The sequence below is a fragment of the Draconibacterium sp. genome (assembly GCF_041583095.1).
Classification (GTDB): domain Bacteria; phylum Bacteroidota; class Bacteroidia; order Bacteroidales; family Prolixibacteraceae; genus Draconibacterium.
This window is the reverse complement of sequence record NZ_JBFHGM010000140.1, coordinates 1-12,964: the sequence shown is the minus strand read 5'-3', so window position 1 is coordinate 12,964 and position 12,964 is coordinate 1. Positions and strand designations below refer to the sequence as shown.

Below are 12,964 nucleotides of genomic sequence, written 5' to 3'. Positions count from 1 at the left end.
TGGTGGATAAAAAACTTAATGAACTCTCGATAGATGTGGCGGCGGTTGGAGTTGAGAGCCTGAATCTTTACAACGATATTGGTGCAATAAACTCAGTAAAACCTTTTTATCCATTTGGTACACAGCCCGTAAAAAAATCAAAGTTCTATGTGGATTATGCCGAGTTGTTCAAAAAGAAATGGAACAAACTGAACATTAATATTGAATGGAAAAATACGCCGGATGACTTTTTGAGTTGGTACGCCGCATACCGAAAGCCATTTCTTACACAATTAAGTGTATTGGATTATTCCGATTTGATATTTAGCAAAGAATACAAATTGAGTTTGGGAGATCTGCCAAGAGTAGAAGCGAGGAAGAGAGAACTGCCCGGTAGAGCTAAACCTGAAATAGAAATTGAGAAGTATAAATTTGACGATCGCATTATTGATGATTTGAATGATTTTAATGCAAAAGTTGAAATCTGTAAACACGAAGATTGGGAGACGGTTGGAGGTTTGAAAAATCTGGCACTATTTGCCAAACATACGCGTGAGGATGAAATTTTCTATACTCTGGATTTTGGAGTTTCAAATCCTGTTCCGACGTCAGAAAAATCGGGTCCGGTACGTTTGTCGCTAAACCGTACGTTTTTGCATGAAATGTACCCGCGTTTGTACGCAGCTGCGATGAGCAATGAAGATAAAAATGTACTGATCCCCAACGAACCCTACACGCCGTTTATAGAAAAACTAACGCTGGACTACTTTGCTTCAGCGCAACTTAAACCGGAACTGGGCGCATACAAGTTTAAAGATTTTAAGCTCTATCACGAACATCCATTTGGACAGGCTTTGGAAGATATTGAGCAAAAAATGGCCAATAAGATTTTATCCGAAGCCGAAGCTAAGATTCAACATGCGGTGCCAACCTATTGTAATGGCGGAGAATTATATGTTGGGCTTGAAAATGCTAAGGCGCAGCAAAATGTATCACTGCTGATCCAGGTGCTGGAAGGCAGCGAAAACCCGGAAGCAGAATCGTTTGTGGGCAAACAAAAAGTGGAGTGGTGGATGTTGTGCAACAACGAATGGAAACGGCTCGAGCGTTCATCAATCATTGCCAATAACACCGATAATCTCTTAAAATCGGGCATTTTTAAGTTCAAAATTCCAAAAGAAGCCACCAGCGACAACACTTTGCTTCCTGGCGGAATGATGTGGTTGAGAGCGAGGATTCACAAAAAATACAATGCGGTTTCAAAAGTTATAGGCATTCATGCGCTGGCAGTTGAAGCCAAATTTGAAAACAACGATAACACGCTGGATCATTTGTCTGATGGTTTGACTTCCGATACCATTTCAAAAATGGTAGTGAGGCCGCCAAAAATTAAGTCGCTTTCGCAACCTTACAATTCATTTGGAGGCCAACCAACGGAAAGTGATTCAGCTTTTTATCGTCGGGTAAGTGAACGCTTACGGCATAAAAACCGCGCCATTACACTTTGGGATTACGAGCATTTGGTGCTGCAAGAATTTCCTGAAATACATAAAGTGAAGTGCCTGAATCACACCTCAACGAAAGTAGAGAAAGGTAAAAGAAAAACAAGCTACCTGGCACCCGGAAATGTGGTATTAGTGGTCATTCCAGATATTGTGAACAGAAATGTTTTTGATATATACAAGCCCAGAGTTAGCAAGGCAACACTAAATCGTATTCAAAATCTGATCAAAAAACTTAACTCACCATTGATCTCTGCAAATGTGATCAATCCGGAATACGAGGAAGTACGAGTTGATTTGAAAGTACAATTTCATGAGGGATTTGACGAGGTTTATTATAAAACAGTGCTAAAAGAAGATCTCACACGCCTTCTTTCACCCTGGGCTTTCGACAGCAAAGCACTTATTCAATTTGGCCTCTCTTTGCACAAAAGCATTGTTATTGATTATGTCGAGAAACTGAAATACGTGGACTTTGTCAGCGATTTAAAATTGTTTCAAACCAATGCTGCAACAGGCAAGGAAACAGAAGTAAAAATCGCACGTCCAAACAGCCCCGAAGCCATTTTGGTGTCATCAAAACGACACGATATTGGCGACGCTGAAAATAATTGTTCAAACAAAAACATTGAACCCGCAGAATCATGTCAGAGTTAAACGAACATATTACAATTCCTAAAAAAGTAGCTACGGGCGACGACCTGGATTATGCTTTCCTGCGTAAAAAAGGACAGGAATACATCGAAAAGCTCGCCGGTAACATCTGGACCGATTACAACGAGCACGATCCCGGTATTACCATTCTGGAAATGCTGAGTTATGCTATTACCGATCTTGGGGCACGCATTTCCATGCCCCTCGAAAATATTTTAACTCCTTCAGGCTCGGGCTCGCTTAACGATCAGTTTTTTGATGCCCTGCAGATTTTACCTTCAAAACCAGTGACCGAAGCCGACTATCGAAAGTTATTCATCGATATTGACGGCGTAAAAAACTGCTGGCTGAAAAAATATGAAAAGACGGTTCATGTAGATTGTAAGAATGATTTGTTGAGCTACGATCCGAAAGATTTTGAGCAACTGGATAAACAGGAAAAGAAACAGTTTATAATTAACGGACTGTACAAGATCGTGGTGGATTACGACGAACGCGTGCTTCAAAAGGCAGAAGATAAGGACGATAAAATTGAAGCGATAAATAAATGCATCATAGAAACTTACCATGCCAATCGTAACCTTTGCGAAGATTTGGTGAAAGTAGAAAAGGTGGAAACGCAACCCATACAGGTGTGTGCCAGCATAGAACTCGATCCGGAAGTTGATGAAGAAAAAGTTCATGCGAAGGTTTTGCGCGCCATTGATGTGTATTTTTCACCAAAGCTCTGGTTTTATTCGTTACAACAACTATTCGATAAAGGGTATTCAAGCGACCAGATTTTTGAAGGACCCGTTCTTGAGCATGGTTTTATCGATCCGGAAGAGTTGGAGAATGCCCGCCTGCGAAAAGAAATTCGTCTGTCCGATCTTATTCAGCTGATCATGAAAATTGATGGGGTAAAACTCATCAAGGACATCTCGATAAACGATTGCGATTACCCGGAGGAAGAAAAGGATGTTTGGCTGGTTTGTGTGGATGAGGGGAAGAAACCTGTTCGCTGCCACCTGAGTGCTTTCAGTTACTATAAAGGCGTATTGCCGGTAAACGTGAACAGCAAAAAAGTAAAAGAATACATTGCAGAAATGGAGGCCGATGAAGCCGACCGACAAGAACTTTCTGCTTTGGATAAGGATATTCCGGTGCCTGAAGGCGAGTATTTGGGAACCGGTGAAACCACAACCATTCAGAACGATTTTCCGGAGACTTATGGAATCGGTCAGGTGGGACTGAATTCAAGAGCATCGGTAACACGCAAAGCGCAGGCGAAGCAGTTAAAAGCTTACCTTTTGTTTTTCGATCAGATATTTGCCACCTACTTTGCTCATTTGGATAAGGTAAAAGAAGTGCTTTCGGTAGACAACAGTTTGAGCAGTACATATTTTACACAGGCGGTGAAAGACATTAACGGTTTTGCCGATTTGGTAGAGGGCTACCCAAAAACAAATGATGAAATACTGACCAAACAACTATTGGCGGATTTGGATGATAATATTGTCCGCAAAAATCAATTGCTCGATCATTTACTGGCGCGCTTTGCCGAAAACTTTAGTCAGTATTCATTTTTAATGAAACAACTATACGGAAATTATGCCGGACAAGCGGTGATTGACGCCAAACAACAATTTCTTTCGGAATATGGCGAGATCGTAAAGATGCAAAACGGTGTAAAAGAAGTTAAAAATAAAGGCATAAGTAACTGGCGCGGCAGTGCATTCAATTATTTCGATCAGAAACCTGCTCAACTCTGGAATACAATAAATGTGGCCGGCGCTCAAAAACGAATAGCCCGGCTGTGCGGTGTTCAGGATTTTAGCCGGCGCGATCTGTCGGCTTCTTTTGCAGAGATTTACGAATTGGAAGATGCCGATGAAAAAACAGTTTATCGTTGGCGGATACGAAATGATGAAGGCGAGGCCGTACTTTCGGCAACCGTAAACTACAAAACGCCGCGAGCTGCCCGCGAAGAAATGTACCAGTCAATAGTGAAAGTGGTGGAAACTGACCCTGAGATCATTAATAAAGGCTTTGAGAAAACGATTAATGACGAGGCTGAAGTTGGCAATTTTGAAATACAAAAAGCAGTGAGCGGGAAATATTCGTTTGATGTAATAAACCTGAATGCTGATCCCGGCAGCACCGACCGTATTATTGCCCGGCAATTTCTTTATTACGATACACAGGAAGAACTGAAACAGGCGATTCTGGGTTTGATCCATTTCCTGCGCAACGATTTTAAAGAAGAAGGGATGTACATTGTTGAGCACATTCTGCTGCGCCCGGATGTAACTGCTGAAGAGGGTTTAAAAGACCAGTTTATGTCGGTATGTACCGATAACTGCGAAAGCTGCGAACCCATCGATCCGTATTCGTACCGCGTAACAGTGATACTCCCCGGCTGGACGTATCGCTTTGGAAATATGGATTTCAGAAACTTTATGGAAGACCTGATACGCCGGGAGTTACCTGCTCATGTTCTGGCGCGTGTTTGCTGGATTGGTGAACCAAAAGGTTGGGTGGATGACGATAAGAACGACATGGTTCAGTTTGAAAAAGCATACAAAGATTTTCTGCTCTCGAAAACAAAATCAGGGCAGAAACAAGTGAAAACAAAACTGAAAAAGCTAATAGAATCGCTCGAACAACTGAATTCGATTTACCCGGCAGGCCGGTTGATCGATTGCGATGATGAAGAAGATTCGTTGGAAGGCCGGATTATTCTGGGCCGAACAAATATTGGAAACCTTTAATTACAGAAGTGATGGCATCGAAATTAACAGAAATCACAACCAAGTATCATACTTTTGTCGAAAACCAGGTATTGACTGAAAACCAGTTGAATGAGTTTATTACATACTTCGACGATCAGGACCGTTTGACGCGTGTTTTCCTGAACGGAGTTGGACTTGTTTGCGGATTCAAGGTCAGCAAAAGCGGAACGAAAATTACTATTTCGCAAGGAGTTGGTGTAACTACCGATGGCGATTTGCTGCAATTGCAAAAAACTCAAGAGTCGTCGCCGCTAAAAAAACTGGCAACCGGTTCGCTGACGTATTCCATGTATAAGAAATTTAAGGATGATGCCGCTTCGTACGAACGTTTTCGAAAACTTTCAGGTGGTGAAGAAATGGTTTTCAAGGTAATTGATCTGTACGAACTTTACCCTGAAGATACACTTGTTGAAGATGTAACGCCACTGAGTGACTTGCCGGATTTGAATAATATGGTTGTTCTGCTTTACCTGGAATCATTTGCCGATTATGGCGACCTGTGTACGGCCATTGATTGCGACAACCAGGGAGTTGCCCAGATCAATCGCCTTCGGGTATTACTGGTTTCGAAAACCGATGCCGAATTTATTGCTTCCAACGATGTAATTTATACCAACCACGACCGCTTTGAGCAGTATTTCAACCTGCCTGAACCGGCGGTAAAACGTGTGGTGTTAAATCAAATCAATACCTCGAAATACGAAGAATTGAAACGCGCGTACTACGATGCGATTAAAGGCAGCACCCTCAGTAAAACCAATACGGTTACACAACTCGGACAAGGCATCAGTTTGATCGTAAAAAACTTTGGTAAATTGCTGCAGGTCAGTATTTCCAAAACTTCGCTGAGTTCCGTGCTTTCAAAACTAAACAGTTATTATTCTTTTAGTCCGTATGGAGTGCCTTCCGATATTCAATACCGTTACGATCTGCTAAAAGATCTGGTGGATACCTACAACGAATTAAAAGATTTGCTGCTTCAGCTTAAACAACTTTGTTTGCCCGATATTACTGCTTTTCCAAAACACCTGATGCTGGGATTGTTGTCGGAAATCAATAGCGAACCCAAAGATCTTCGTCACGATTTTTACCCTTCGCCTGCTTCCGGCTGCGACTGCAAAGAAATTGAAAAAGCTAAAAGCCTTTTGCTGCGATTATTTGAATTGATTAATAATTTTAACATCAAAAGGGGCGAGATAAGGATTACACCTTCGAATAAATTGCCTGAACTAAGTAAACGCAGCATTCCGTTTTATTACAGGCTCGATGCCAACTTTTTAAAGGCCTGGGATTATTCGAAAACAAAATTATTTAAACATAATTACAACCTTGGATACCGGACTGAAAATCTGGCATCGGCGCCGCAGGTTCAGGATCCGCTGAACTTCAACATGGATACCTTCGATTTTTACCGTATTGAAGGCCACCAGGGAAAAGATTACCGCGATGTATTGGAGGAGCTCGATGATCAGAAAAAAAAGTACGGTCTTTCATTCGATGTAAAAGCACTTTCTGTAAACCTTAAATCGGATGACCTGGATATTGACGATTACGAATGCGAATTCGAGGATTTGAAAGTGATGCTAAAAGCCTGGACAAAAGAGCAGGATTGTATTCTTGCCGAAGTGGCAAGTTTCTTTTCTTCTTTTAGTACCAAAATACCAGGTGCCAATATTCGCGAAAATGAACTCGATCTGAAAAAGGCAACTGCTATCAATACCAATTTCGATGTAAACTATACTGCTGCAGTGGCGTACCAACCTGTTTACTACAAAGCAAGTGTTGGAACGGCAACAAAAGCATTGTACGAGGAAGAGGTAAAAGGAAGGGCTGTGGAAGATAATATTACCACCGTTGAAGATACCATTGGCGTGGAAATGATTAAGGCGATAGAGGAGACCAAAGGGGGATCGGTAAACGATATTATTGCCAGTGCCAGCAAAAAACTCGAGGTGAAGGTTGACACCGAAGAATGGAATGCAGAACCCGAATTAAAAGAATTTGTGGTGGATAAATCGGTGGAATTGATGGCACACACCTACGTGCTTACTCAACGAATGCCCGTAGCAGTTAATCTGGTTGATGTTAGCCGGGTAAACGATTATAAACTGTCGTTAACGCAGTTGTGCAGCCTGGTGAAAAAATTAAAGGCGAAATATCGAAGTACGAAACTTTCAGTTGGTTTGCAATCGTTTACAGGCTTGTTGATTAACCAGTTATCTACGGTGTGTTGTTCGGGTAAAAAACTGGAAGTATTGCTGGATGAAGTAAATGCACGAAAGGAACAGATACTGCTGCGTTTGCAGCTTTCGAAATTTATTGAACAGCATCCGGGGTTGGAGCATAAAGCCGGTGTTGAGCCGGGCGGAACGCTGGTTTTGGTTTACAAAAACAGTAAAACAACACGTGATGTTACTAAAGTACTTTCTGACACTAAATTGTCCAGACCATCGATTGCGACTGAGGAATATATGGCATCGAAAGCGATGATCTCGGATAAGATTATGAACCTGGAGAGTTTGTCATTAACAGAGCGGTCAACCGTGTTGAAAAGTGCCACGGAACTGATAAAATATGAAGACTATACTTCACGTTTAAGAGAAATTAATGTGCTCGACCGGTTGATTCCAACTGAACAAATTGCTGATAACACAGTAGTAGCCGATTTTGCGTTGCCTTACATGTGTTGCTCTGATTGTGCACCGATCAATTACATTATTTCAAAACCGCCGGCAACATTGCGGCTTTCCCGCAATACATATTGCCTGTTAACGGATACCGATCCGATCCTTTATGAAGTTTCGCCAAGCGATGGAGAAATTGGAATGAACCCTGAGGTTTCAGGAGTGAGTATTGAGAACGGCAAAATTTCTATTGTAGCCGATAATTTTCCTGAGGAGATGTTCGGTCAAGTCATTCATTTTACGGTTGACAACCAGGTAACAGATGCCGTCCTAACGGTTTACCGGGGAATTCAGGTTGATTTTGATGTACCTGCCGAACCAACTACCGAGGCTACTCATCGTTTTATACCTGCCGGTGATCTGGAAGGTACGGGCTTTTTCTGGGAATTTGGGGATGGCACGACTTCTACCGCTCAGAATCCTTCACACACCTATAAATTACCTGTTAACGATGAGAACAAAGTTACGGTGCGATTAACGGCTACAGCAGCCAACGGCATATGCAAGACAACTGTTGAACACGATATTGTTTTTGCTGAAATAAAACCCGAGATCAGTCTGGATCCTGATGCATTCTGCGGCAACGATAAAACGGAATATCCATTTAAGGTGACACCGGAAGGAGCTAAAGTAGAAATATCAGGTGATGGAGTGATTACGAATAATGCCGGAGGATCTAGTTTTGTTCCGGCGGCAGCAAAACCCGGAACGATTACCTTCTTGTTAAACGGTGAAGATTCAGGACTATCGGTTATTGTACACGCAGCTCCGGTAGCAGCTTGTACGCCTAAACAGCTTGGAAATCAAAATCTGCTGGTCATTAGTAACGAATCTAAAAACGCTTCAACGTTTGAATGGAACATAAATGGGTCACCGCAGACGACAACAAATCTCGATTCATTAACGATCAATATTAAACCGGATGATCCTTCGGAATGGAAGATTACGCTAATTGCAAGAGGTGCAGATGTGTGCCCGGTAGATCGGATGAGCACATCAATAATAACAAAATACATAGAGGAAACACCGGTAAATGCCTGTGTTGAAGAAACAAAAGCTGCAATACTGGGCGATGCGAGAATTTTGGCAACCTTTAAACCCGATCCGGATGGAATTCTGGCAAATATACTTAAACAAACTCGGAGTATTTATGGCGGTTCCAGTGATTTCAACAAGGGGATTCTCGATCGTATTGACGAGTTCTTGAAAGGCGAAGCAAACGGCGAACTGGAGGTCATGTTCCCGAAACTATTGAATGATACCTCAGGAATGGTAATGGAGCTGGCAAATAATCCGGAATTGCAGAAACAGGCGTTGACCTTGCTCGAATTACAATTGCGACTCTTCTACAATATTCTTGGGTGTCAGGACAACGAAGTGATCAAAAAATTTGCTGATCTCATTGACAGTATTTTAAACCAAATCCTGGGGATGTTGAAAAAGTTGCAGGGAATGCGAATTATTTTCAGCGATACGATGAAAAAATTTGTTGATGTGTACGCTAAAAAAGTAGCTGATCTCATATTGCTGGGCGAACACATGAAAATCATTATTGCGAATAAATTTATTTGATTTTGAATGCCGACCGACATATCATTGATAAGGTTTTTCTCGATATCGATGCGATAAACGAGACTGAGGCTTACTGGTTAAAAGACCATATCAGTTCGTTTCTGAACGACCAGGTTTTTCCGGATCTTGAACAACTTTTTAATGATATGGATGTGGATGACAGCATCTCACGTTTTGAACGGATCGATTTGGCTATTTCGCTGGATAACTGGGATAATCCCGATGCCTTGCGTAAAGAAATCGAAAACCAGCTTCGGCAAAAAATGTCAATTGCAGCCATCGAAAAACGTTATCCGGTAAATGGTGATAACAATCGGTCAAAAGGCATTTCGGAGTTCCATCAGGTCAGAAAAATATCTGGTGAGCAGAATCAAAAAAGTATATTTCTATTCTTTCTGAAGAACGGGCATTTACCTTGGTATGGGCATAAATCGGATATCGATCAGATTCTGTCGGAAGATGAATGGATGAAAAGTATTCAAAAGGAGCGTTTTCTCACCGAAGTAAAACAGCTACTGAAATTGGATGAGAAAGCTTTTAATAGGTTTGTGTTGCAACTACCGGTTCGAAATGTATTACAGTTTACAGACTTACTTGAAGAATTTGATCTGTTTGATAATCGCGAAAGGAACACTTTTGTTGAAAGCCTGAATTATCCGCTCAGAAATCAGTTTATATCCGTTTTACTGAAGATCGGTTTACAACAGCCTGAAATGAGTTGGGAACCTGATCTGCTGCATTTTTACGCAGCTTACTTAACAGAGAATTACCCCGAAAAATCAATGGACGAACAAATTCATCAGCTTAAAAATATTTCTCTACACACAAGTTTAGTGCTTTCGCAACAAGATTGCGATAAGGTTTTGGTTCTGTTAAAAGAGCACGAACAGAATCAACCCTTTAAAAAGGTAGTAACAAATCAGAAAAGGGGAAACATTGAAGATAGCCCAACCATTATTTCGCATAGGGATAGCTATAATGAGGAAAAAGAACCGCTGTTTTTTGAGCAAGAGGCCGGCGATATTATCGTTCAAAATGCAGGGCAGGTTCTTTTTCACCCCTTTTTGAAATTGTTTTTTCAGCAATTTAACTGGCTTGATGAGGAAGGAAACATAAAGTTTGAAGATTGGTTTAAAGCTATACAGGCGCTTCATTATTGTGCCACAGGAAATGAACAGTTTTTTGAAGGCGATCTGGTGCTGGAAAAATTTCTGTGTGATGTGCCCCTGCAAAAAACAGTTCCGGCAACCAGTTTGCTCAATGAAAGCATAAAAAAGGAGGCTGATAACCTGCTTCGCGAACTCATTAAAAACTGGCCGGCCTTAAAAAATACTTCACCTGATGGTTTACGCGAAATGTTTGTAAAACGAAGTGGCAAGCTCATTCAAAAAGACCGGAATTTTAAGCTGATCATTGAACGAAAAACTCAGGATATTCTATTAGAGAAATTACAATGGAACATTTCCATTATAAAACTGCCGTGGAAGAAGGAATTAATATTTGTAGAATGGTAAGCGTATGAAGACTAGTGTAATAAAACAAGATGCTGCAAAGAGTAGCGAGAACCGGACTCCATTTTTTTCGAACACAAAAGCTGATTCGTTTTTTGCTTCGTCTGATTTGAACAGTAAAATGTCGGTTCAAATGCAGCCGGAAGAAGAGGAAGAACCTGTTCAAACACAACGAAAAGGAAATCTACAATTTCAGGAAGAAGAGGAGGAAGCAGTTCAGACGCAATCATCGGAGGAAGAAGAGGAAGAGATGGTTCAACCAAAGATGCAAAGTGCAAAACCCGGCCATCAGATACAACAAACTGCGCGTTCAGGATTTATGGGAAGTCCCGTGACTTATCCATTTTTCCATCAAATTCAATCGTCCTTTGGAAAGCATGATATATCAGGCATACAATCTTACCGAGACTCTAATGCCGGGAATGCAAACCGAAAAATGGGTTCTCTGGCTTACGCTGCAGGAAACAAAGTTGCATTTCGTGGGGCGCCTAGTCTTCACACGGCAGCACACGAAGCGGCGCACGTAGTTCAGCAACGGAAAGGGGTGAGCTTAAAATCGGGTATTGGCAGGCCCGGTGATTCGTATGAACAACATGCCGATGCAGTAGCCAATAAAGTAGTTCAGGGAAAAAGTGCTGAATCAATCCTATCAACTATTCCGGGAAGTGCCAACGCGAGCTCCAGACCTATTCAGTTTGCTGTTGAAAGCGGAAGTGATTGGCTCGGTGAATTCTGGGATGCCTATGTTTATCCCGGACATCAGCCCGGCACCGATCAGGGGGGGCGCGATGTGGGACGACAGGTAAGGTCGTTTCAGCGGCTGAGTAATCGCTCGACACATGAAGAAGGTGGGCAAACGATAATAGATGTAAATGACCGCGGGCTTACAGGCGGACAAACATTAAATGATTCGGAGCAAATTGCCGGACCGGCAGCCAGCGGCCCACGGCAATGGACTATCGATTTAACCACACATGAATTGTTTGATCCTCAGCCAGCCCTGGGCGATGTGATACAAAATGCAATTGGAGATTGTTATTTGCTGGCTACCTTGCAGAGTATGGCATCCAGAGGAGGAGGGCGTACACAACTCGTTAACGCTGTTAGTGAATCGGGAAATGGTTTTAATGTCGAGTTTTATCGAATAAAAATTATTGGAAACAAGGCACTCGTTGATCCAAACTCAAGAATACGTGTTTCGCTGGGGCGGAATCATAATCCAAATGGAGTTCAATTAAGGGAAAAAGCTGGTACAATGACACAGGCTCAGGCACGCGAGCTTATGCAGAACAGCAGTTACGCTTCACAAATTCAGGCAGGAGATTCTTTTAATGTGAATTGGACGAAAAGAATAGTTTGGCCATGGGCTATTGAACGTGCCTATGCTGCGGTGGCCGGTGGTTTTAATCGTATTGAGGGCGGTTTCTCAGCATTGCCAATAATGGCATTAACCGGCGAAACGCCATTCCAGGTTTTCAATTTGACTTCTTACAGCCTGGCCCAACTTGCTAATGTTTTAACCATTTTGAATAATGCAACAGACAATGATACCATTGTGACATCGTGGACATATAACACGCTGAATACGATTTATAACAGAAGTTTTGTTGTTGATTCTGCTGATAGAAGACGTGGAATTCGTCTTATCGGAAACGATGGAGTAGTGACTGCGTGGATTCCCTGGCGTGAAATTGCAAATTACATTTCCGATTTTGTTATTTTGGATCCATTTGGCCCACTTAACGGACGACCTGCTTTCACCGCCAAGGCAGACCATGCGAATTGGATACAGGCAATTATTAATGCATCGGCCACGCCGGGAGCAATTATAAGTGGAACTTTGTCGACAGTCTGCCTGGGGCAGGGACTATTACTGGCACCGGCTCATATTTATTCTATCACATCATTGTCGGCTGCCGGTGCACAAACTTCAAATCCGTGGTCAATTCTGCATCCGGGATTGGTTTCTCCGGCGCAATTGCGGAAAGCTTTCGGTAGGCTAACATTTAAACCATAACAGTTAATTGTGCTACAATAATGATAAAAGCTGTTTTAGACTATCTGGACAAAATTGTACGACTTCGGTTTGATGATGAATTAAAAGGAAATAAGTCTGTCATTCCTGAGTTTGTCCCTGTCGGTCATGCTAACAATTCTATAAAACATTTTATTCATGAAAATGAATTAAGTGTAGCAGAAACAATTGTTCTTTTTACAGCATTGGTTCCGCACCTTTCGCCCGAATTTTTCAATAATATCATAGCTGAATACCTGCCAAATGGTGGCGATTT

General features: G+C 42.0%; 6 protein-coding genes. All 6 read left to right on the top strand.

Annotated features, from left to right (window positions below):
* The coding region (locus ABZB17_RS13565) for a hypothetical protein (RefSeq protein WP_372650881.1) at positions 1 to 2,138 on the top strand (2,138 nt) is incomplete at its 5' end.
* Positions 2,126 to 4,885, top strand: a complete 2,760-nt coding sequence (locus tag ABZB17_RS13560) for a hypothetical protein (RefSeq protein ID WP_372650880.1) — start codon at positions 2,126 to 2,128, stop codon at positions 4,883 to 4,885. The genes ABZB17_RS13565 and ABZB17_RS13560, both read left to right, overlap by 13 nt.
* A gap of 11 nt (positions 4,886 to 4,896) precedes the next feature.
* The gene (locus tag ABZB17_RS13555; RefSeq protein ID WP_372650879.1) at positions 4,897 to 9,162 is read left to right on the top strand and encodes a PKD domain-containing protein; all 4,266 of its coding nucleotides are present in this window, start codon (positions 4,897 to 4,899) and stop codon (positions 9,160 to 9,162) included.
* A gap of 2 nt (positions 9,163 to 9,164) precedes the next feature.
* The gene (locus ABZB17_RS13550) at positions 9,165 to 10,676 is read left to right on the top strand and encodes a contractile injection system tape measure protein (RefSeq protein ID WP_372650878.1); all 1,512 of its coding nucleotides are present in this window, start codon (positions 9,165 to 9,167) and stop codon (positions 10,674 to 10,676) included.
* A gap of 4 nt (positions 10,677 to 10,680) precedes the next feature.
* On the top strand, positions 10,681 to 12,690 hold the full coding sequence (locus ABZB17_RS13545) for a DUF4157 domain-containing protein (RefSeq protein WP_372650877.1): 2,010 nt from the start codon (positions 10,681 to 10,683) through the stop codon (positions 12,688 to 12,690).
* A gap of 20 nt (positions 12,691 to 12,710) precedes the next feature.
* Positions 12,711 to 12,964, top strand: a 254-nt coding sequence (locus ABZB17_RS13540) for a hypothetical protein (protein WP_372650876.1), incomplete at its 3' end; no start/stop codon positions are given.

What these genes read in the sequence shown, in the direction of transcription:
- ABZB17_RS13560 (WP_372650880.1), top strand. Translation starts at nt 2,126, where the DNA reads ATGTCAGAGTTAAACGAACATATTACAATTCCTAAAAAAGTAGCTACG.
- ABZB17_RS13545 (WP_372650877.1), top strand. Translation starts at nt 10,681, where the DNA reads ATGAAGACTAGTGTAATAAAACAAGATGCTGCAAAGAGTAGCGAGAAC.
- ABZB17_RS13555 (WP_372650879.1), top strand. Translation starts at nt 4,897, where the DNA reads ATGGCATCGAAATTAACAGAAATCACAACCAAGTATCATACTTTTGTC.